The sequence below is a fragment of the Massilia sp. S19_KUP03_FR1 genome, from assembly GCF_036688685.1.
Lineage (GTDB): Bacteria > Pseudomonadota > Gammaproteobacteria > Burkholderiales > Burkholderiaceae_D > JALYUM01.
Map to the genome: position 1 here is coordinate 79280 of NZ_JAQQPS010000021.1, position 22134 is coordinate 101413.

The window sequence follows — 22134 nt, forward strand, 5'->3', positions numbered from 1 at the left end:
CGCTCCGTTCAGGCCGCGCGCAGCGGGAAACAGCCAGGCCCCACCGCGCTGAATTGTTTGTAGGTCAGCACAAACTCCTGGTGACCGAGATCCTCGGAGCGGCTCGGCGCGCCGCCCGCCACGTTGACGATGGCGGCGACGATCTCGGCGCCGACCTGTTCCAGCGTCGCCTCGCCGGTCAGAATTTTGCCGGCGTTGATGTCCATGTCGTCGGCCATGCGCAGGAAGGTTTGCGGATTGGCGCACACCTTGATGACCGGTGAAATCGCCGAACCGACCACCGAGCCGCGGCCGGTGGTAAACAGCGTGATGTGTGCGCCGCAGGAAATCAGTTCGACAATTTCGGCATTGTCCGAGACATTCGGAAAGCCGAAGCGCGGCTCGCCGTCCGGCACCACGTCGAGCAGGTACAGGCCACCGCCAGCCGGCTGGTCGCCCGGTTTGAGGATGCCGACGATCGGCGAGGAGCCGCTTTTGGCGTAGGCGCCGAGCGATTTTTCTTCCTGCGTGGTCAAGCCGCCATCGGCGTTCCCCGGCGAAAAACTGCCGTGGCCCATGATGGTGTAGTAGCGCGCCGCCTTGGCCACGGTGGCCACGATGGCGTCGCCCAGGGCCGGGCTGACCGCGCGCCGCTGCATGTGGTATTCGCAGCCGACCAGTTCGCCGGTCTCCTCGAAGATGCAGGGCGCGCCGGCCGCGATCAGGGTGTCGAAGGCAACCCCGACGGCGGGGTTGGCCGTGATGCCGCTGGTGCTGTCGGACCCGCCGCAGATGGTGGCCACCACGAGTTCGTCGAGCCGCATCGGCACCTTCTCCTGCTGCGCCAGCGCGGCGAGCGCCCAGCTTATCCATTCCACGCCGCTCTGCACGCTCGGGCGCGTGCCGGCGTTCTCCTGGATGGTGATGGTGTGCACCGGCCGGCCGCTATCGTTCACCGCGTCGGCCAGGCCGTACTTGTTAAAACCTTCGCAGCCGAGCGACACCAGCAGCACCGCGCCCACGTTCGGGTGCGTCAACAGGCGCCGCATCACCTGGTCGGCGTAGTCGTTGGGAAAGCAGCCGGTGAAGCCGATCAGGTGCACCGGCTGGCCAGGAAAAGCGCCCACCATCAGGCGCGCCACATGATGCGCGCACTCGACCATATAGGCGACGACAACGATGTTGCGGATACCCTTGCGGCCATCGGCGCGCAGGTAGCCGGACAGTTCGGGGAGGCTTGCAGGAGCATTCATTTGGCGCCGTCCTTTTCCAGGAAATGGTGGCCGTCCTGGCCCAGGGTGAAGGTCGGAATGTAGTCGCTGGCCAGATTGTGCGTGTGGATGTGCTCGCCGATGCCGATCGGCTGGGTCACGCTGCCGATGATGGCGCCATAGCGCAGTACCTTCTCGCCCACGGCCAGCTCGACGCGCGCCAGCTTGTGGCCAATGGCGATGTCCTGGGACAGCACGACCGGTGCAGCGTCGATGAGAATGCGCGTGCCGCGTGCCAGCGCGGTGCGCGCGATGACGCAGTTGTCCGCGGGCGCCATCAACAACACTGCCGCCGGTTCCGAAGAAATATCGTTCAGCATGGCGCCACCTCGTGAAACGGGCGCCGTGCAGCGGCGCGGGACCTTACGCGGCCCTGGCAGCGTTGCCGCGCTCGCCGATTGCCGCAAGCATGGTGCGGCGCGAGGAAGCCAGGTGTTCCTGCATGCACGCCACCGCGCGCGGCCCGTCGTGCGCCGCCAGCGCGCGCAGGATCGCCAGGTGTTCCTGCAGCGCGTACTTGTTGCGTCCCATCTCCGAGCGCTTGTCCCACTGGTAATGATAATGGAACACGAACGAGACGATATCGTAGAAGCCCTGGGCAAACCGGTTCTCCAGCAGGCCAATCAGGAAGGTGTGGAACTCGCGGTCGAGCGCCGGAAAGGCGCTGTGGCGCGTATCGATTTTTGCTTCCATCTTTTCGTGCGCCACGATCAAGCGGGCCAGCTGCTTGTAGGCCGGATCGGCCGGGGGCAGGCTGGCAAACTTCTCCACTGCGGCCAGTTCGAACATGCGCCGCATGTCGGCCAGTTCGGTCGCGAACGAGAGATCGAAGGCGCACAGGCGCCAGCCACCGCGCGGCTTCTTTTCGATCAGGCCGAAGCGCGAAAAGCCGATCAGGAATTCGCGTACGCTGACCGTGCTGGCGCCGGCCTCGCGCGCCAGTTCGGTTTCCGAAAATTCGGCGCCCGGCGGCATGTCGCGCTGGTACACCCGTTCCATCAGGACTTGCTGGATGCGGTCCGCGCCGGACTGCAATTCGGCGACGTCGAAGTAGTCGCCCGGAACCGGCTTGCGCAACAGGCGCCGCTCGGCCAGGCTGGCGATCAGGCGCCGCGTTGCCAGGTAGGCGATGGCACTGCGCACGGCCGTCCGGCTGCCCTGGCAGACCGTGGTCAGATGCTGCTCCGTCGGCAGCGCCTGGTCCAGCGCCACGTTTTCGGCCAGATAATGGAGCAACAAATTGGTACACCGTTTGAAGACGGTCGCTGGTTTCGGCATCGGTATTGGCGGCCACTGCGGCAGCGGCGCCGGAGAATAAATGTTGGGGAATCATTTTAGTCGATAACATCCATGGGTATTCATCAACGGCGGCGCGCATGCTGTCGCCCCGTCCAGTGCGGCTTGCAGACGGTGTTGCGGCAGGTTCAGACCGAGCTGCCTGGCAAGCGTGAGCACAGGCGCGAAGCGGCGCTGCTTTTTTTGCGCGTGATTTTGCGCGATATCGGCCAGCCGATGCGCCAGGTAGGGGTTGCTGAAGCGGTCGCGCACCTGCTGCAGGTAGGCGGCGCTGGACAGCGCCTCGCCCAGCGCCGCGAACACCGGCAGCACCTCTTCGATCCAGACTGCTTCAAGAGAACGCCGCATGGTCTCGTCCGACATGGCCTGGAGCACGGTGCAATCGGCCGGTCCGCCCGCAGCGAGCCATTGCTCGGCCAGGAAGCTGTGGCCGAGATTGAGCAGGAACAGCTTGCGCCGTTCGAATGGCTCGAGCCGGCTCGTCACGATCAATTGCGGATGCACGCATGGCAGCACCATGCCCGCTTGCGCTTCCACCGCCCACAGCGCGTACGGCTCGGCCACCGCACCGACTGGTTCGAGCGGCTCGGACACGATCCGGTCCACCAGTGAATTGACCCAGATACAGTCGGCGCGCAACCACGCGAGGAAGGCGGCGTCGAGCGCCCAGTCGCGCGCCAGCTGCAGCACCAGGTCGCGCAGGACGGTGCCGTTGTCGGTCACCAGTTCGCAGGGAAAAATCGACAGCGCTGCGGCGCCATGCTGATAGCGCCCGTGCAAAAGTACCAGCAGCTTGGCCGGAAAGCTGCGCGGCGCGACCGCGCCGTCGAGCAATCCGGCATGGTCGGCGGCGCTGAGCACGTACCCGGCATCGCCGGTGTTCGACAGGATGACTTGCACATCGCTTGCCACAGCGGCGCGGATGTGCGCCCAGTCGCCGCGCGCCTGCAGCGCCTGCGTCACCGACGTGACCTGGTGCTCTCGTGCCACCGCCGCCTGGCCTTCCCAGCCGCGAATATGGACCGGAAAGCCGCCGGGCTGGTTGAAGGCGGCAACGCGGCGGGCGCTCTGCGCACTGTCGGTGCTTTGCACGATGGTGATGTGGCCGAGCGCGTCGCCGCGGGTGAGCGCTTCACTGATGAACAAGTCGGCGTGGGCCTGCAGGAAGCGGCTGGTACCGAACTGGAGGATCGGATTGTGCATGCCTCAGACCTCGACGATCGCCTTGATGACACCGCTCGACGGCTCCATCCACAACGGCAGCACGCTGGTGAAGGCGTCGAGTGTGGTGCGGTGGGTATTGAGCAGTGTGGTCGGCACCAGGCCGGCCTTCATGGCGGCGACCACTTCCTCGAAGTCGGCAACGGTGGCGTTGCGGCTGCCGAGCAGGGTGGTTTCGCGCTTGTGAAATTCCGGATCGGAAAAGGACAGCATGTCGCGCACGATCGAAACGAGCACGTACGTGCCGCCGTGGGCGACAAATTCCAGTCCACGCTCCATGGCCTTGATGTTGCCGGTGGCATCGAACACGAGGTCGAAGAACTCGTCGTTGGTGTACGCGGCCAGCGCCGCCTTGTCTTCCGGGCCGGTTGCCACCGTGCGCTCGATCCCGAAGGTGGTGCGGCAAAATGCCAGGCGATCGGCGCGGGCATCGAGCACCGTGACGTTCGCGCCCTTGAGCTTGGCAAACAGCATGACCGCCATGCCGATCGGCCCTGCGCCAACGACCAGCACGTTGGCGCCCGCCTTGACGGCTCCGCGCGTCACCGCGTGGGCGCCAATGGCGAGAAACTCGATCATGGCGGCTTCGTCCAGCGATATCCCTTCGGTCTTCACCACGAAGCACTCGGGCAAGGCAATCAATTCGGTCATGCCGCCATCGCGGTGCACGCCCAGAACTTCGATGCGGGTGCAGCAGTTGGTCTTGCCCGCACGACAGGCGATGCAGCTGCCGCATGACAGGTAGGGCATCACGTAAACCTGGTCGCCGGCAACCAGCGTGGAGCCCGACGGCGCCGATTCCACCTGGCCCGACAATTCATGGCCCATGACGCGTGGATAACTGAGAAAAGGCTGGGTGCCGCGAAAAATGTGCATGTCGGTGCCGCAAATGCCGATACGGCGAATGCGGATGAGCACCTCGCCATCGGCGGGCACCGGAACCGGGCGCTCTTCCATGCGGACACTGCCGGGCGTGTCACAGACCACTGTTCTCATCGCTATCTCGCTTCCTGTAGACGCAATACTCGGTTTTTATATATAAAAGACATTCGCAGAAAAAAGAAAAGAGCCTGATGCCCTTCCCGCCCGCTCGCCCGTCAACTGCGTGCAAGCGATCGTTGATCGCCTGCACGCACTATCGCTTGCTTCGTTGCCAATATATCGCGCCCGGAACCGGCACGTCAACGTGGTTTTTTATAAATATAAAAATATTGCTTTACCGACGAACAATGCCGTTGGTGGTGCCGTCCCGGCCGTGCCTGGCGCAGGCGTTCTGCCTGGCCAGTGATGCGGCAGGTCGCTACTTCAGTTGCTCCCCTTGCGCGGCCATTGCCCGCTCCTGCTTGGCGTGGTTGGCCAGGTACTCGGCGTGCTGGGCCTCGGTGCGCTGGGGGCCCAGCTCGGTGAAATGCGCGCGCAGTTTGTCAGCGGGCAGGTCTGCACCGTAGCAGGGCGTACCGGGTTGCTGCCGCCAGGACTCGTGCAGGCTGCCGTCGTCCACGGCGTCAAAGCCCAATGCCTCGACCAGGGCCATCACTTTCTGCTTGGTCGCCGGGTCGTCGCCGGCCACCGGCAGCGCGATGCGACCTTGCGTGCCGGCGGGCAGGCCCTTGTTCTGGAGATGGTCGGCATAGATGTTGTTGAATACCTTCACCAGCGGGCGTCCCAGGTGCTGCTGCACCCATTCGCTTTCGGTGAGGTCACCCGTCTCCAGCTCAGGGATGTGGCCGTCGCGCAATATTGGGTAATAGTTGCTGGTGTCGATGACCGGAACGTCGGCCGCCACGTCCGCGAACAGATCTTTCGGCAGGTCGGGTATGTTTTTGAGCGGAATGGTGACCACGATGATGTCGCCGTGGCGGGCAGCTTCCTGGGCTGTCACCGGCTTCGCGCCGGTCTTTTGGGCGACCTCTTTGAGCGTGTCAGGCCCGCGCGAGTTGGCAATGTAGACCGAGTGCCCCAGGATGACCAGGCGCGTGGCGAGGGCGCTGCCGATGTGGCCGGCTCCGATGATTCCAATGTTCATATAGTCCTTAGATTTAAGCGTTTTGCACGGCGAGGCGTTGCCTACACCGGCGTTCACGGTGGGGAAATATCTGTTACTCAATGGAGATGGCAGAGACTAACTCGATGTTACACTTCAACGTTGCGGCGTGTCGTACGGTTCAGTCGCATGAGCGACCGGTCGAAGGTGGTGGTACAGCGCAGGCGATTCCGGCACAACAGTTTCTACCTTATTCAAAGGTAACATTTGATTGTCACTCGCTGCCCATTGGTCTAGAATAAAAGAGCCTGTGAAATGCGCCGCCCAACCCGGCGGCCAGCAATTTACCGGCAGCCCCGAACGCTGCATTCAAGCGCAAGAATCGCCTCCCAGGCCCGAGGTTTTTCGCCAAGCATGTCCGCCCGTGTCCGCGCTTTTTGCGCCGAGTCTGGCCGACGCGCGGCACCGCACGTACTAGTGCGTTGAACCCGGTTTTAAGGAACGGCAAATGTCCGATATCATCGCGCGGCACCAGGTCAGGGACCTCCCAGGCAGCGGACCCACCATTTTGTATGCACACGGCTTTGGTTGCAACCAGGACATGTGGCATCGCATCACGCCCGCCTTCGACCAGCAGTATCGGCAAGTGCTGTTCAACTATTCCGGCAGCGGGGTCGCGGCGCTGACGCCCGACCGTGAGCGCTACAGCTCACTGGCCGGCTACGTTGACGATCTGCTTGGCGTGTGCGACGCCCTCGGCCTGCACGAGGGCGTGCATTTTGTCGGCCATTCGGTCAGCTGCAGCATCGGCTGGCTGGCGTCGATCGCGCGCCCTCGCCTGTTCGCACAAATGATCCTGCTGGGCCCCTCGCCGTGCTTCCTGAATCATCCGCCGTCCTATCACGGCGGCTTCGAGCGGGAAGACCTCGATGGCCTGCTCGATCTGATGGACCACAACTACATTGGCTGGGCCGACTACCTGGCACCGGTGGTCGCCGGCGCGCCGCAAGCGGCCACCACCGGGCGCGAACTTGCAGCCAGTTTCTGCACCACCGATCCGGACGCGGCGCGCCTGTTCGCACGCGCGACGTTTTTTGCCGACAACCGCACCGATCTGGAAAAGGTCACCGTCCCCTCGCTGATCCTGCAGCACCGCGCAGATACGCTGGCCCCCTTGTCCGTGGGCGATTTTGTCCACGGTCAGCTGGCCGGCAGCAAGATGCAAGTACTCGATGTCACCGGCCACTGTGCCCACATGAGCCACCCGGAGCAGGTGGTGACGGCCATGCGCGCATTCTTGCCGGCCGGCGGGAGTCAGCCGGGCGTGCGGGTACCATGAACACCTTCGATGATCTGCCCTGCGCCATCTTGCACACAGACAGCAGCGGCGCCATTTTGCAGATGAACCAGGAACTGCTGCGCACCATCGGCGCCGTTGGCGGTGCGACGCGACCTGCCGCAGTCGAGCAGATGATGCCGCCGGCCAGCCGCATTTTTCTGCAGACCCATCTGTTGCCGATGCTGATGCGCGAAGGACAAGTGCGTGAAATCTATCTGCACCTGCGCACCCAACAGGGCGAGCGGCTGCCAGTGATGGTCAATATCGCCAGTGGCACGCTGGCGGGCACGCCCTGCTACGTGTGGGCATTGTTCGTGGCGCACGAGCGCAGTCGCTTCGAAGCAGAACTGATCAAATCGCGCAACCGCAGCGAAGCGAGCGCCGAACTGGCCGATGTGCAACGGCGTTTCACCCAGCGCCTGGCCGACGCCAGCGGCCGCGCGATTGCCTTCTTCGATCTGGCGGCACGCTGCCGCTTCGCCAGCATCCGCTTTGCCATGCTGACCGGGCGCAGCCTGCCCAGCCTGGAAAATTGTGCGTGGCACGAAGTGTTCGATGCGGCGACTTGCACGCAGCACCGCGGCCACCTCGAAGCAGCCTTGCGCGGCGATGACGACTGCAACGCGGCGCAGGTCGCCGCCGCCGCCGGCGCCTGGCGCGCCGCCTACCTGTCGAGCAGGAACAGCACTGGCATCGTCGATGGCTGCTTCATGGTGGAACAAAACACGGAGCCGGTATGCTGAAACAGCGCCGTATGATCATCGCTGTGGCGGGCATCCTGCTCGCTGCGCTGGTGCTGGGATGGTATGCGACGACGTCCGCGCCTGCGCCCGGCGCGGCGCCATCCGGGATGACGATCGCCGTGCCGCGCCAACTGAGTAGCGGCGCCGTCTTTGTCGCGCGCGACCATGGCCATTTTGACGCCCGGTCGATCGCCGTCAACGTGCGCTCCTACACCCTGGGAAAGCAGGCATTGCAGGCCGTGCTCGACGACCAGGCCGACCTGGCGTTGGTGGCCGACGTGCCGTTCATGCTGGCCAGCCAGCGTGGTGCACCGATTGCGGCGATCGCCACCGTGTATGCGTCACGCCAGGTGATGGCGCTGGTGGGCCGGCGCGACCGTGGCATCACCGCCCTTGGCGATATCAGCGGCAGGCACGTCGGCACTGTCAGAGGCACGAATGCAGAATATTTTCTGGATCTGATGATCGGCACCGGCCGCATGCCATCGGGTCCGCCCGCCATCGTTCAGCTGCAGCCAGACCAGGTCGCTTCAGCGCTGAGCGAGGGCGAAGTTGACGCCGTCACGGCCGGGACCCCGATGCTGGCCAATATTCTGCACGAACAGGGAAACAACGCCGTCGTCATGCGTCTTCCCGACCTGTATGTCTATCGCTCCCTGCTGGTTGGAAAACGCAGCTTCATCGAAGCCCATCCCGAGGCCGTGCGCAGTGCGCTGCAGGCGATGGCGGCGGCGGTTGGCGACATCCAGCAGCAGCCGGGCCAGGCCGCGAGCCTGATTGCCGCGGCGGTCGGTTTGCGGCCGCAGCAGCTCAAAGCGTCCTTCCGTCCCGAAGACTTCGCGCTTTCGCTCGACCAGACGCTGCTATTGTCGCTGGACGACCAGACCCGCTGGGCCGTGCGCAAAGGCCTGATCGCGGCGGGAACGGTGCCTAACTATCTCGATGCGCTCGACCCGCGCCCGTTGGCGGCGGTGGCGCCGGCCGCGGTCACGATTATCCATTGAACGCATGACATTCCATCGCCAAACCACCTGGTTCATGCTGTTTGCTGCCGCTGCCGTGGCAGCGTGCCTGTCGATCACCCTGTACGCGAGCAGGCTGGTCAAGGCGGAGGCGGCCCAGGCCGCCAAAGCCGAAGCCGTGGCGCGCGCCGTGAGCCAGTTCCGCTATCTCGGCATCGAGACGGCCCTCTACCAGCAGGCGCGCACCGATGACCAATGGCGCCGCCGCGTCGACAGCTTTCGCACCGCACTGGACGAACTGTCGCCCGGCACGCCCACGGCGCGGTCCTTGCAGGCGCGCGAACGCAGCAATCTCGAGGTCATCGACCGCCTGTATGCCAGCCTCACCGCACCGGGCGTGGCGCCGTTGCTCGCTGGTGGCGCCGAACGGGAAACGGCGGCGCCGGTGATTGCTGCGCTGCTGGTGGCGACCCAGGCGATGACCGACGACGCCTTCGCGCTGGCCCGTATCAGCCGCGAAGCGCTGGACAACTCGCACTACCAGTTGCTGATCCTGATGCTGGTCAACGTGGTCACGCTCGGGGGACTGATTGCGCTTGGCAGCATTGCCATCCGCTGGCGCGTGCTGCAGCCGATCGACACGCTCAAGTCTGCCATGGAGGCCGTGGGCGCCGGTAACCTGGCGGCGCGCGCCGGCATGCAATCCTCAAACGAACTGGGCTATCTGGCACAGGCCTTCGATACGATGACCGGCCGCCTGGAACACAGCGGCGCAGTGGCCGCACAGGAAATCGCCGCGCGCCGGCAGGCCCAGCAGTCGCTGGAGGAAAGCATCAGCGCGCTGCACCGCGCGCGCGCGGACCTGCAAGCCATCCTCGATCACACCCCCGCGCTGGTGGTGTACTGGGACCGCGACCTGGTCAACCAGTTCGCCAACGGTGCGGCACGCGATTGGCTGGGCCTGCCCCCGGAAGCGCTGCGCGGGCGCAGCATGCTCGACTTGATTGGAAAAAAACGTTTTGCCGCCCATCAGCCGCGCGTGGCCGAGGTCTTGCAAGGCCGACCGGCGCTGTATGAAGCGGAAGTGGGCATGGCCGACGGCACCGTCCGTCAGGCACTGTTTTCCTACATTCCCGATCTGGATGGAACCACCGTCAAGGGGTTTTATGGCTTTGTCAGCGACATCAGCGCCTTGCGCCAGGCCGAGGCCGGCCAGGCCGCGGCGCTGGCGCAACTGCGCGGGGTGGTCGATGCCGCCCGCGACGTGGCCATCATCCTGACCGGCGTTGACGGCACCATCGAGCTGTTCAGCGCCGGCGCCGAACGCATGCTCGGCTATCGCGCCGCCGAACTGGTTGGCCAGACCAGCCCGGCGCTGCTGCACGACCCGCTGGAACTGGCCGAGCGCGCCGCCGCCGGGGGCCACCAGAATCCCTACGATGCAGTATTGCAAAAGGTGCGCAACGTTGGGTCGGATGCGCAAGTATGGACATACTGCCGCAAGGATGGCAGCCAGTTGCCGGTCAGCCTCACAGTCTCGGCCGTCACCGGCGCAGATGGTGAAGCGCTCGGCTTTCTCGGCCTGGCACGCGATGTGGGTCCCGAGCAAAGGCGCCAGCACGAACTGATCGCCGCGCGCGATGCAGCCCAGGCAGCCAGCCGCACCAAGAGCGACTTCCTGGCGAATATGAGTCATGAAATTCGCACCCCCATGAATGCGGTGATCGGCATGTTGCAGTTGCTCGACTACACCGAACTCGATGCCGTGCAACAGGACTATATCGACAAGTCACTGGCGGCTGCGGGTTCGCTGCTGACCCTGCTCAACGACATCCTCGACCTGTCCCGCATCGAGGCCGACGGCCTGGCCCTGGACCTGCATCCATTCGCGCCTGCACAGCTGGCAACCGAGCTCTCCAGTGTGCTGGGTGGCCTGATCGGCGACAAGGACCTCGATCTGCTGATCAACATCGACCCCAGCCTGCCAGCATATTTGTGCGGTGACGCCCTGCGCCTGCGTCAGGTCCTGATCAACCTGGCCGGCAACGCCATCAAGTTTACGCCTGCCGGCAGCGTCAGCCTGACCATCGCCCAGGGCGAGCATGGCGCCATCGCCTTTGCCGTCAGCGACACCGGAATCGGCATCGCCCACGAGCAGATCGACGCGATCTTCGACCCGTTCAGCCAGGGCGAGGCATCGACCACGCGCCGCTACGGTGGCACCGGACTCGGCCTGGCGATCAGCCAGCGCCTGGTCGGCCTGATGGGTGGCCACCTGAACGTCCGGAGCACGCCCGGTATCGGCAGTGTGTTCAGTTTTTCGCTGCCGCTGCAGGCGGCGCTGGCCAGCCCGGTCAACCGGGCTGCCAGCGCACCACACGAAGAAAGCCGGCGCGTCATCGACGTCAAGGCGCTGCCACTGTCCGGCCTGCATATTTTGCTGGTCGACGACAATCCCCTGAACCAGCAGGTGGCGCGCGCGCTGCTGGTCATGCGCGGGGCGCTGGTTACCGTGGCCGATGGCGGCCAGGCTGCGCTGAATCTGGCGCTGGCGCCCGCGGCGGACTTCGACGCCATCCTGATGGACGTGCAAATGCCGGGCATGGACGGCTACGCAGCTTGCCAGGCGATCCGTGCCGGCGCACCCGGCGCCAGCCGCCTGCCGATTCTGGCAATGACCGCGCATGCCATGCAGGGCGACCGCGAACGTTCGCTGGCGGCCGGCATGGACGATCACCTGAACAAGCCGATCGATCTCGACCAGGTGGTGGCGGCGCTGCTGCGCCATTGCCGGCAGCAGGCGCCGCCCGCCGGGCCTGCACCACAGCCGCTGTCCCGGGACGCCGCGGCGCACATCGATTATGCAGGCGCACTGCGCCGCGTCGGCGGCAATGCTGCGCTGTACTTCTCGGCCGGCGACGGCTTTGCCAGCCAGAGCGCGGCCTTGCTGCCGCAGTTGCGCAGCATGTTCGCCCTGGCAGAATGGGACGCCGCGGCCGACTGCCTGCATATCTTCAAAAGCAGCGCCGGCATGGTCGGCGCCGACGCCCTGCAGCAATTGGCGGGCAAGCTGGAACAAGCCCTGCGCACGGCGCCTGGCGCGCTCGACTGCACCGAGGCGCTGTCCCAGCTGAGCGCGGCATCTGACGAGATCGTGCTGGAATTGCAGCTGATCGAACAGGCCAACCGGCCAGCGTCGCCACGGCCCTCTGCGCCCCTGTCCGACCTGCCCGCAACCATGGATGAACTCGAGATGCTACTAGGGCAATCGAATATGCGTGCAACCGCCGTATTTGCTAAACTCGAGAGCAATTTTGGCGCGCATCTGGGTCGGCATCTGCAACCACTCGCCGCGGCCATGTCCACACTGGACTTCAAGACCGCCCTCACCTGCAGCAAGGCACTGCGCAAGGATCTGAATTAATGCATGATTTTCACTATGTCAGCGACCAGCTCAGCGGCACCACAGAGTCAGCCCCGTTGTTGCTGGTGGTCGACGACCAGCCCAGCAATATTCAGACCTTGTACGCCATCTTCCAGGACAGCTACGAAGTGTGCATGGCGGTCAATGGGATCGAAGCACTGGCGTTCTGCGCCCTGCGCAGGCCCGACCTGATCCTGCTCGACGTTGTCATGCCCGGCATCGGCGGCTACGCCCTGTGCGAAGCACTCAAGCAAGATTCACGCAACTGCGATATCCCGATTATTTTTGTGACAGGCAACGCCGATCCACTCGACGAGGTGCAGGGCTTCGAGGTGGGCGGTGCCGACTTCATCACCAAGCCGTTTCATGCCACCGTCGTGCGCGCCCGGGTCCAGACCCAGCTGACCATCAAGCGCCAGGCCGACCTGCTGCGGCTGTTGGCGCTGGTCGACGGACTGACCGGCGTAGCCAACCGGCGCCAGTTCGATCACGTGCTGGACGCCGAGTGGCGCCGTTGTGGACGCAGCGGCCAGCCACTTTCACTGCTGATGATCGACGTCGATCATTTCAAGAAATACAATGACCACTACGGCCACCAGCAGGGCGACGTCTGCCTGCGCGCGATCGCCGGCGTCATCAAGGCCACCGTGCGCCGTCCACACGATCTGACAGCGCGCTACGGCGGCGAGGAATTCGCCTGCATCCTGCCCGATACAGGGCGCCATGGCGCGCTGACCAAGGCCAGGGAGATCGAACAGGCGATCCGCAAGCTAGCGCTGGCGCATGCCGATGCCCCGGAAGGCATCATCACAGTGAGCATCGGGGTTGCCAGCGTTTCCAGGCAGGATCCAGGCGACAGTGTAGCGAGCCTGGTGAGCGCCGCCGATGCCCACCTCTACCGCGCCAAGCGCGAAGGGCGCGGGCGCGTCTGCTGCCTGCCCGATCAGTCCTGAGGATCGGCCTCAGGCATCGAGCGAACCGGCTGCCAGCATGACGCGCAACTGCGCCAGCGGCAGCGCACGCGCGTACAGATAGCCTTGCATATTGGTGCAGCCCATCTGCACCAGCGCGTCCGCCTGGGCCTGCTGCTCGACCCCTTCGGCCAGCAGCGTCATGCCCAGACTGTTGGCCAGGTGAATAATTGCGCAAATAATCGAGGCGTCGCTGCGGTTGCCCAGCATGTCGCGCACAAACGACTGATCGATCTTCAACACATCGATGGGGAAGTTCTTCAGGTAGGCCAGGCTGGAATAACCGGTGCCGAAGTCGTCGATGCTGATACTGACGCCGATCTGCTTGAGCCGTAGCAGGTTGGCGCGCGAGCGCACGATGTCCTGCATCAGCGTGCCTTCCGTGATCTCCAGTTCCAGCAAGGCGGCAGGCACACCGGCCAGCGCGATGGCCGCCTCGACCCGGTCGGCAAAGCCCTCTTCCTGAAATTCTTTACCGGAGATATTCACGCCGATGCGGGTCGCGCAGCCAGCATTGACCAGTTCCGCCAGCGCGCCGCATACCTGCTCCAGCACAAAAGCGCCGATCTGTACGATCATGCCGGTTTCCTCGGCCAGCGGAATGAACTCGGCAGGCGAGACCAGCATGCCGACGCTACGGTGCCAGCGAATCAGCGCTTCCAGCCCGAGGATACGGCGGTTGCGTGCGTCCACCTTGGGCTGGTACGCAATGGTGAACTGCCGTTCGTCAAGCGCGATGCGCAGATTGCGATCAAGAGAATTGCGTGCAAGCAATTTTTCCTCGATGTCTGCGGCGAAGAAACGATGCCGGTTCTTGCCTTCCTGCTTGGCCTTGTACATCGCCGCATCGGCATGGCGGTACATGGCGTCCTGTTCCACGCAATCGTCCGGGTACAGGCTCAGGCCGATACTTGCGGTCAGGTCGTAGCGCGCGCCTTCGTGCCACAGCGGCACTGCGACCAGCGCCAGCAATGCGCGCGCCACATGGTCAGCGTGGGACACTGCATCGAGGGCCGGCATCAGGATAATGAATTCATCGCCACCCTGACGGCTGATGGTGTCGCTCACCCGCAATGCGCCGCGCAGACGCTCGGCCAGCTGCTTGAGCAGGGCATCGCCGATCGCGTGGCCGATGGCGCTGTTGATGGCCTTGAAGTTGTCCAGGTCGAGCAACAGCAGCGCCACCCGCATGCCGCTGCGGCTGGCATGTTCCAGCGCCTGGCTGGTGCGGTCACGCAGCAAGACGCGGTTGGGCAAATCGGTGAGTGCGTCGTGCTGGGCCAGGTGGGTCATCTTGAATGCCATTGCGCGCGCTTCGCTGACGTCGTGAAACACGATGATGGCGCCGCTTTGCACGCCGCTGGCGTCGAGAATCGGCGCTGCCGAATCTTCGACCGCATAACGGCGGCCGTCGCGCCGGATGAGCTGTGAATCGAAGGCCATGCCGACAATGCGGTTTTCGCGCAAGGCCACGCGGACCGGGTTGACGCTGGCCTGCCCGCTGGCACCTATGCACAGTGGCATGACCGTTTCCACCGGCGCGCCCAGCGCCTCGCTGGCGCAATAGCCAGTCATGATTTCCGCCACCGGGTTGATAAACGTTACCACCCCCTGGCAATCGGTCGCGATGACCGCGTCACCGATCGAGGTCAGCGTGATGCGAAACTTTTCGCGCTCCTCGTCCAGCGCCATCTGCGCCATCCGGGCCGCGCTCACGTCAGTGAGCAGCAGCAGCCAACCCGCGCCCTCGCCGGCGCGATCGCGGCGCACCAGCGCTGCCTGGCAATACAAGGGCGCGACGCCTTCCGCGCCGATGCGTACCTCCAGCTGCGCATCGCCTGCTGTACCGGTTGACAGCGCCAGCGCGCGCAGCCGCGCGCCGTTGTCGGCGCCGACCACCCGTTCGAGGCTCTGGCCGCGCATGCCGTCCGGGGTCAGACCGAACCAGCGCCCGTCGCGGTCGTTACTGTATCGATTGATGAAGTCGGCATCCCAGTAGGCGACAAACGCGGGCAAGGCGTGCAGCAGCTCGGTCAGATCGCGCCGCACGGCGCGCAGTTCGCGGGTGCGCGCCTGCAGCGCCAGCTGGTTGCGTACGCGCGCACGGGCAACCGCGAAATCGAAGGGCTTTTGCAGGAAATCGATGGCGCCCTCGTTCAGCGCCAGCAGCTCGTGCCGCGCCGCTGCGTGGCTGGTGACGAAAATGATGGCGCAACGGGCGGTGCGCGGCGACGCCTGCAGTGCCCGGCAGACCGCATAGCCGTCCATGCCTGGCATTTCGATATCGAGCAGGATCACGTCGGGCACGTGCAGCTCGGCCAGCGCCAGCGCCGCCGGACCGCTGGTGGCGAACAACACGGGCGCGAGCCCTGTCAGCGCGCTGCCAAGCTGCTCGATATTGGCGACGACGTCGTCGACGATGAGTATCGGCGGCGTCGCGCCCGGATAGGCTGCGGCTGCTGGGTTCAGTTGGTTCATACCTTATCGTGCTTTCTTCAAATCGGGATGTCGGCCCGCAACTGGCCGCACAGGGTGGCGGCGCGGCTGAACTGCAATTGCCCGATCGCCGCAGCCAGCGCCACATAGTGCTCAGGCGCCTGTCGGGCGAGCGTTGCACGCACGCTCTCGAAGGTGGTGAGCGCCGCCAGGTTCGATGCCAGCAGTTGCTGTTGCAACCGCTCCAGCGCCGGCGGCAGATCCGCTGACGCGCCGTCATCGGCAACTGTCTCCTGCGCCGGCCCGAGCGCCTGCCGTGCTGCAGCGCGTGCCCGCACCGCGGCCTGCCGCAATGCCTGGCAGTCGATCGTCGCGGCCGCTGCGCCGCCACGCAGTGCCGCCTCTGCCGCGCCGCTGAGGGCGGCCATTTCATCGGCACCCACCATGGCGCTGACCCCTTTGACGGTGTGGCAACACGCCATCAAAGCGGCCGCATCGGCACCCGCGCAGGCCGCGTCTGCAGCGACTTCAAAACGGTCCAGCTCGGCCGCAAAACCCGCCAGGGCGCGCAGGTACACCGGCCGGCTGCCGTCCATGCGCGCCAGTGCTGCATCTGGCGCGAGCGGCGCCGGGCCGGCCGTCTGCAACGACGGCAGCACTGGCGGCGCCTTGCAACTGGCGGCCGGCACGGCGCCAGGGCGGGTATGGCGCAAAATCACCTCGCACAAGCGTTGCAGGTCGAACGGCTTGCCCAGGTGGTCGTTCATGCCGGCTGCCAGCGCCGCGCCGCGGTCATCGGCCATCGCATTCGCGGTCACGGCGATCACAATCTGCTGCGCCAGGCCCGCTGTATTGCGAATCAGGCCGGTTGCGGTGTAGCCATCCATGTCGGGCATCTGTACGTCCATCAACACCACGTCGTAGGCGGGACCTGCGCGCAGTGCATCGAGGGCCTGGGGCGCGCTCGATGCCACTTCGACACTGGCACCGGCGATGCGCAGCAACTCGCCTGCCACCTGCTGGTTGAGCGGATTGTCTTCCACCAGCAGCACGCGCATGCCGGCCAAGGGCGCGCGCGGGCTGCCCCGCAAGGACGATGGCGACGCACTGGCTGCGGCGAGCAAATCGCGCTGCACCACCGGTTTGACCAGCACGCTGTCGAACAGTGCGGCCACGCCAGTCCGACGCGCCTGCAATTCGGCGGCGTGGCTGGCCATCAGACCGATTACGCGCAGCGGCCGGTCCTGCGCCTGCCGCCGCAAGCGCGTCACCAACGCGCGCGGCGCAACATCATCGATCGCGACTGACAGATAGACGACCGCCGGCGTCGCCTCTGCGCACAGTGCCAGCGCGGCGACGCCGCTGTCGAGCGTCTGCAGCGGCCAGCGCGCCGCTTCAAAATAGCCAGCCAGGACGTAGCGCGCAGTTGGATGCGATTCCACCAGCAAGATGCCACCGGGTGCCGCCAGCGCGGGCCGTTGCGCTGGCAGCGCCTGCAGCGGAACGCTCAGATCGAAGCGGCTGCCGACCCCGGGCGTGCTGGTCACGCTGAGCGTCCCGCCCATCAGGTGGGCCAGACGCTGGCTGATCGCCAGGCCCAGGCCGGAGCCGCCGTAGCGGCGCGCGGTGGACGTTTCGGCCTGCGAAAAACCGTCGAAGATGCGCGCGCATTGGTCGGCTGGAATGCCGATACCGGTATCGGCGACGGTGAACGCCAGCGTGAGCGGCGTGTCGCTGTCCGCGGCGCGGCACACCCGCAGCGCCACTTCACCGGCGGCGGTGAATTTGATTGCGTTGCCGCATAAATTAATCAGGATCTGCTGCAGCCGCATGGCGTCGCCGATGAACGCGTGCGGTACGTCCGGCGCCACCAGCAGCACCAGTTCGATCGGCTTGTCGCCCACGCCGTCGGCGAGAATCACCGCCACATTGCGCAAGACCGCGTCGAGTTCGAACGGCTGCGGGTCCAGCGCCAGCTTGCCGGCCTCGACCCGCGAAAAGTCGAGGATGTCGTCCAGCACCCGGAGCAGGCCGCGCGCTGCCGTGTCGGCCTTGCCGGCATGGTCGTGTTGACGCTCGTCCAGGTCACTCAGCCGCGGCAGCTGCAACATGCCCAGCACGGCATTCATGGGCGTGCGGATCTCGTGGCTCATGTTGGCCAGGAAGGTCGACTTGGCGCGGCTGGCACTTTCGGCCTGTTCGGTGCGGGCCTCGAGCGTGCGATTGAGCGCCTCGACCTTCATCTGCGCCGACTTCAGCGCCGTGACATCCGATACCAGCACGATGAAGCCGCGCACCTTGCCCTGGTCGATATCGGGAATATAATGCGCCCAGGTCTGGCGCTTTTCGCCATTCGCCATGGTCAGCTCGCGCTCAAAGTGCTGGGCCGCGCCGGCCAGCGCGGCGCTGATCGGTGCCTGGTTGGCAAGAAACAATTTCTCTCCCAACAGGGTGCGCAGGTGCAGGCCCAGCATGTCTTCACGCGAACGCCCGAACCAGTCGAGGTAGGCGTGATTGGCGAAACGGCAGATCAGTCCGTCGTCCCAGTACGCCACCATCCCAGGCAAGCCCTGTGACACGATGTCGAGAAAGCGGTGACGCGCGCTGAGCGCCTGTTCCTGCGCACGCTGGGCGCTGACGTCGACCGCCATGCAAAGAAAGCCGCTGACGCCGCCATCGGCACCGCGCAACACTGTCACCGAGAGCATCACCGTGAGCGTGCTGCCGTCAGCGCGGATGTAGGTCCATTCGTGTTCATTGGCCAGGCCGCCCAGCGACTTGGCCACAATCACGGCAAAGCCCGCTTCGATGCTGTCACCCAGCTCGGCGGCAAACAGGCTCGCGCGCGCCTGCAGCTGGGCCGGGTCATGCAACAGCGCCGGCGTGGCCTGTCCGATCAGCGCTGCCGCATGGTAGCCGAGCATGCTCTCGGCAGCCGGGTTGAACACCGTGATCAGACCCTGCAAGTCGGTCGCGATGACCGCGTGGCCGGCATGGTCGAGAATGGCACGCTGCAGCGCCATGGCACTGGCGATCTGGGCGGTTCGTTGCACGACTTGCTGTTCCAACGACAAGTTGTTCGCTTCGATCTGATGTGCATATTCCTGCTCGGCAGTGAGGTCGCGGATCGTTTCGACGACACCTGCAATGCGCCCCCGCACGCCGGGCAGCGGCGACAGGGTCGTCATCACCTGCACTTGACTGCCATCGGCGCGACAGCGCACCGTGCCATACGACTGCGCGGCACCACCCGCCAGCACCGCCCCACGTGCGCGCCGCTGTTCCTCGCGCAGGGCTGGCGGCACGCACAGCGCATCGGCCGACTGGCCAATGGCCGTGTCGTGCGGGTAGCCGAACAGGCATGCAGCGCTACGGTTCCAGCTGGTGATGCGCCCGCTCCCATCCTGGCCAATGATGGCGTCGTAGGCATGGTCGGCGATGGCGGCCAGTTCGGCGCGCTGCACCGTCTCACGCCGGCGCATCTGCCGGAACGCCATGAACAAGGCGGCGGCAAGCAGCAAGGCCACGCCAAGCGCGAAGCCGGCCCATAACTGCGCCTGCCGCACCGCCGGCGCCAGCGCCTTGTCCGGCAGGCCCAGGATCAGGCGCGACGCTGCACCGTGCATACCCGAACTGAGCGCAACCGTGCGCACATGGAGTATGGTTCCCGCGTCGTCCACCCGGCGTAGTGCTGCCGGTTCGCGCTCGTCTTGCGGCAGGGGCGGATGGGCACGATCCCAGCGATCGGTGGCAGTGGCGCCGCTGGTCAGCAAGTCGCGTCCCTGAGCATCGAGCAGGTACAGGACGAATTCAGGGCTGAGCGCCGTGCGCAGCCGCGCCAGCGCAGGTGCACTATCGTAAGAGACAGCCAGGGTTCCCGCGCGCGCGCCATCCGCGTCGAATACCGGACTGGCGGCGTACAGGCCGGAGACGGTCGCCGACAGCGGCGAGACCCAGGCCTGACCGGCGCGCAGACTGGAAGCACCCGCGACCGCTTCAACCAGTGCGGGCGCTTGTGCTGCGCCCTCCTCCACTGCGACGATCCTGCCATGGGCGCGGCGCACGCCGCCGAGGACCGGGCCAGGGCTGGCCACACCGAACAGGACGATCTGGCGAATGTCCTTGTTGCTTTCCATGAAAGCAGCAAGGATGGCATGGGACCGACTGCGCCAGAGCGGGTCGGTGGTCAGCCCGGCGCGGTCGCCAGCACCATCGCCGGCCGCCTGCACCAGATCGGCAACGTGCGGCACCTGGCGCAGAAACAAGGTATCGCTGCGCAGGTCGTCGATGTCGGCCAGCAGTGCCGCCGCGCGCAGCTGCGCCGACGACACCATGCGAGGCGCCAGGGCGGCCAAGGTACGTTCGTGCTCGCGCTGGCCGGCCAGCGTGATCAGAGCGCCGACGACGCTCGCCAGCACCGCCGCGGCTGCGGCGAGCTGCACCACATACCGAGCGCGGCAATTGCGAAGGTTGATATGCACGATCTACACTACCCCTGACCCTTCAAAGGGAATCTATATGGCCCCACACACGACTGCTGATACTACTCCGAATTCTGTTCTGGAAAACCATCACCGCCACCGAAGGTGAACCTCGCAACATTTGGCGCAACGGTCATGCAGGAAGCCGATGGTCAGTATTTTTGACGAAGCGCGTCCCGAATTTCCGTCAGCAGAACCAGTTCCGCGGGAGGCGTCGCGTCCACCACCAGCGCAGGCTCGGCGCGGCGCGTGCGGTTCATCAGGCGCACCATCTGAAAAATAATGAATGCAAGAATCAGGAAGTTGATCAGGATGGTGAGAAAGTTGCCGTAAGCGAGCACCGCGCCCGCATTCTTTGCTTCGGCCAGCGGCAAGCCAGCGGAATGGCCGTTCAGCCCAATTTAGTCATTCGCGAAGTCCAGCCCGCCCAACAAGCGCCCGATCGGCGGCATGATAATGTCCTGTACCAGCGAATCGACAATCTTGCCGAATGCACCGCCGATGATCACGCCATCGGCCAGGTCGACCACATTTCCCTTCGTTGCAAATTACTTAAACTGATTCATCATGCCCATTGCCAGCTCCTGGTTGACTGGCATAAAAAAATCGAAACGAGACGACACCCCCGCATCGGCAGCGCGCAGCCTGCCGATCGGGATAAAGAAAATCATTGCATTGGCAAAGTTGTACCGCAAGGGATACGCCAGTGAACGCAAAAAAATAGAGGGTGAGCGGCAACCGGTCACCAAGAAGTCGCATGATTGATGCACACAGGGTGCGCAGCAGGGCAGGCTGATTCAGGCATTCATCAAGGAATCGTTCAGGCGCGCGATTGGTGGCGCGCCGTGGGCAGCGTGATCCAAGCCTGCGCGAGCAAAATACCAACGACGACGGCGTCTGGCAAGCAATTGTCTGGCAGTGCCAACAGCACCCGCAGAACGCTGTTGCGATCGCATCGCAGGTCGTGCTCAGACGTTTGTCAGATCCGCTCCAGGCGCGCCATCCGCACCGCCTCCGCAAAGTAAGCGGTTTCGCTGTCGATCCTGTCGGCGATATGCCTCGCGTCGAGATGCGAGGACTGCATCGACAGCTCTTTTATCACACTGAGCATCCCGCCCGAGTTAAGCGCCGCCTCGACGTCGTCACTGAGAGCGCGCCGGCGCGCATTGTCCAAGGAGGCTTGTCCAAACAAGCCATACCAGCCGCGAATCTTGATCTGAGACAGACCCAACTCAATGAATGTCGGCGTCTCGGGCAAGCCAGGCCAACGCTCTTCGCTACTCACAGCCAACGCACGGATGCGCCCCGCCGCCCTGGCATTGGCTGCATTGCCGGTGATGAAAATTCCCGCAGCCAGTGCCCCACCGAGCAGGTCAGAAATGATCGGCCCGGCCCCGCTATAGGCAACTACCTGCAGCGGTGCGTCCTTCATATAGCCCATCTGCTGACCGATCAGCCAGCCCTCGCCGCCCCGTGAAGTGACGCCAATCTGGCGAAACGCCGGATTCTCGGTGAGCCATTCAAGATAGTTGTCAAAGCTCTTCACTTCAGGCGGCACGCGCGGTCCGACCACCAGCATGAAGGTGTAATCGGCGATCACCGCAAGCGGCGTCAGATCGGTTTTGGGTGCGAAGCCAAGATCCTTGTAGATTGAAGGGTAAACCGTCACCAGGGACGACTGCGCCACCAGCAAGGTGCCGCCGTCGGGCGGCGCGCGGCGCAGTTCGTCCACCACGCGCCGCCCGTCCTTGCCCTGCAGGTGTTCCAGCACGTAGTCGATACGACGCTGTTGGCCCAGTGCCTTCGCCATGCCGTCGCCGATCTTGGTTCCCGTTCCGCCGGGCGGCAAGCCCACCAGAATGCGTGCACGCCGACCATCTGGCGCCCCTTGTGCTGCGCTCGACGGCATCTGCGCCGCCAGTGCCAGCGCACCGAGCAAGCGCAGCGCACGGCGCCGTTCAAACTGCTGATGGATCATCCTGTTCTCCTGTTTCGTTACTGCATGCGTGCGCTTTTCAGTGGTCCGG

The 22134-nt window shown here is 65.0% G+C and carries 15 protein-coding genes and 1 pseudogene; 6 read left to right on the forward strand and 10 right to left on the reverse strand.

Annotated features, from left to right (window positions below; all coding sequences use genetic code 11):
- Positions 1–8: 8 nt before the first annotated feature.
- From V6M87_RS21400 to V6M87_RS21425, 6 genes are all read right to left on the reverse strand, one after another.
- Positions 9–1232: a UxaA family hydrolase gene (locus V6M87_RS21400; protein WP_332878690.1), complete on the reverse strand. Its 1224-nt coding sequence runs from the start codon at positions 1230–1232 to the stop codon at positions 9–11.
- Complete coding sequence (locus tag V6M87_RS21405; protein WP_332878691.1) at positions 1229–1570, reverse strand: UxaA family hydrolase; 342 nt, start codon at positions 1568–1570, stop codon at positions 1229–1231. Before V6M87_RS21405 ends, V6M87_RS21400 begins: the two co-directional genes overlap by 4 nt.
- A gap of 43 nt (positions 1571–1613) precedes the next feature.
- Positions 1614–2489, reverse strand: coding sequence for a GntR family transcriptional regulator (locus V6M87_RS21410; protein ID WP_332878692.1), 876 nt, complete (start codon positions 2487–2489; stop codon positions 1614–1616).
- Positions 2490–2579: 90 nt separating this feature from the next.
- Positions 2580–3749 (reverse strand): mannitol dehydrogenase family protein, encoded by a 1170-nt coding sequence (locus V6M87_RS21415; protein WP_332878693.1) that lies wholly within the window; start codon positions 3747–3749, stop codon positions 2580–2582.
- Positions 3750–3752: 3 nt separating this feature from the next.
- The gene (locus tag V6M87_RS21420; RefSeq protein WP_332878694.1) at positions 3753–4763 is read right to left on the reverse strand and encodes a zinc-binding alcohol dehydrogenase family protein; all 1011 of its coding nucleotides are present in this window, start codon (positions 4761–4763) and stop codon (positions 3753–3755) included.
- 304 nt (positions 4764–5067) lie between these two features.
- Positions 5068–5793 carry an NADPH-dependent F420 reductase gene (locus V6M87_RS21425; RefSeq protein WP_332878695.1) on the reverse strand — a complete coding sequence of 242 codons (726 nt, stop codon included), beginning with the start codon at positions 5791–5793 and terminating at the stop codon, positions 5068–5070.
- Positions 5794–6259: 466 nt separating this feature from the next.
- Here V6M87_RS21425 and V6M87_RS21430 point away from each other — a divergent pair, with 466 nt between their 5' ends.
- Genes V6M87_RS21430 through V6M87_RS21450 form a run of 5 tightly spaced genes read left to right on the forward strand, consistent with a single transcriptional unit; the run spans position 6260 to position 13172 of the window.
- Positions 6260–7090: an alpha/beta fold hydrolase gene (locus tag V6M87_RS21430; protein ID WP_332878696.1), complete on the forward strand. Its 831-nt coding sequence runs from the start codon at positions 6260–6262 to the stop codon at positions 7088–7090.
- On the forward strand, positions 7087–7833 hold the full coding sequence (locus tag V6M87_RS21435) for a hypothetical protein (protein WP_332878697.1): 747 nt from the start codon (positions 7087–7089) through the stop codon (positions 7831–7833). The genes V6M87_RS21430 and V6M87_RS21435 overlap by 4 nt, the downstream gene beginning before the upstream one ends.
- Complete coding sequence (locus V6M87_RS21440; RefSeq protein ID WP_332878698.1) at positions 7827–8837, forward strand: ABC transporter substrate-binding protein; 1011 nt, start codon at positions 7827–7829, stop codon at positions 8835–8837. Before V6M87_RS21435 ends, V6M87_RS21440 begins: the two co-directional genes overlap by 7 nt.
- Positions 8838–8841: 4 nt before the next feature.
- Positions 8842–12219 (forward strand): ATP-binding protein, encoded by a 3378-nt coding sequence (locus V6M87_RS21445; RefSeq protein ID WP_332878699.1) that lies wholly within the window; start codon positions 8842–8844, stop codon positions 12217–12219.
- Positions 12219–13172 (forward strand): diguanylate cyclase, encoded by a 954-nt coding sequence (locus tag V6M87_RS21450; RefSeq protein WP_332878700.1) that lies wholly within the window; start codon positions 12219–12221, stop codon positions 13170–13172. The genes V6M87_RS21445 and V6M87_RS21450 overlap by 1 nt, the downstream gene beginning before the upstream one ends.
- 9 nt (positions 13173–13181) lie before the next feature.
- Here the strand turns inward: V6M87_RS21450 and V6M87_RS21455 are convergent, their stop codons facing one another.
- The 3 genes and pseudogenes from V6M87_RS21455 to mscL all read right to left on the reverse strand — a co-directional run bounded on the left by V6M87_RS21455 (position 13182) and on the right by mscL (position 20682).
- A complete protein-coding gene (locus V6M87_RS21455; protein ID WP_332878701.1) occupies positions 13182–15668 on the reverse strand; it encodes a two-component system response regulator in 2487 nt (828 codons plus the stop codon).
- Positions 15669–15685: 17 nt separating this feature from the next.
- Positions 15686–20107, reverse strand: coding sequence for a PAS domain-containing hybrid sensor histidine kinase/response regulator (locus tag V6M87_RS21460; RefSeq protein WP_332878702.1), 4422 nt, complete (start codon positions 20105–20107; stop codon positions 15686–15688).
- A 152-nt stretch (positions 20108–20259) separates the two neighbouring features.
- Positions 20260–20682 (reverse strand): annotated as a pseudogene (gene mscL / locus V6M87_RS21465) (large conductance mechanosensitive channel protein MscL).
- Between mscL and V6M87_RS21470 the strand changes: the two are divergent.
- The gene (locus V6M87_RS21470; protein ID WP_332878712.1) at positions 20675–20872 is read left to right on the forward strand and encodes a hypothetical protein; all 198 of its coding nucleotides are present in this window, start codon (positions 20675–20677) and stop codon (positions 20870–20872) included. The pseudogene mscL and the gene V6M87_RS21470 overlap by 8 nt on opposite strands.
- 214 nt (positions 20873–21086) lie before the next feature.
- On the opposite strand, the gene V6M87_RS21475 is transcribed toward V6M87_RS21470, so the two are convergent.
- Positions 21087–22085 (reverse strand): tripartite tricarboxylate transporter substrate-binding protein, encoded by a 999-nt coding sequence (locus V6M87_RS21475; RefSeq protein WP_332878703.1) that lies wholly within the window; start codon positions 22083–22085, stop codon positions 21087–21089.
- Between the last annotated feature and the right edge of the window lie 49 nt (positions 22086–22134).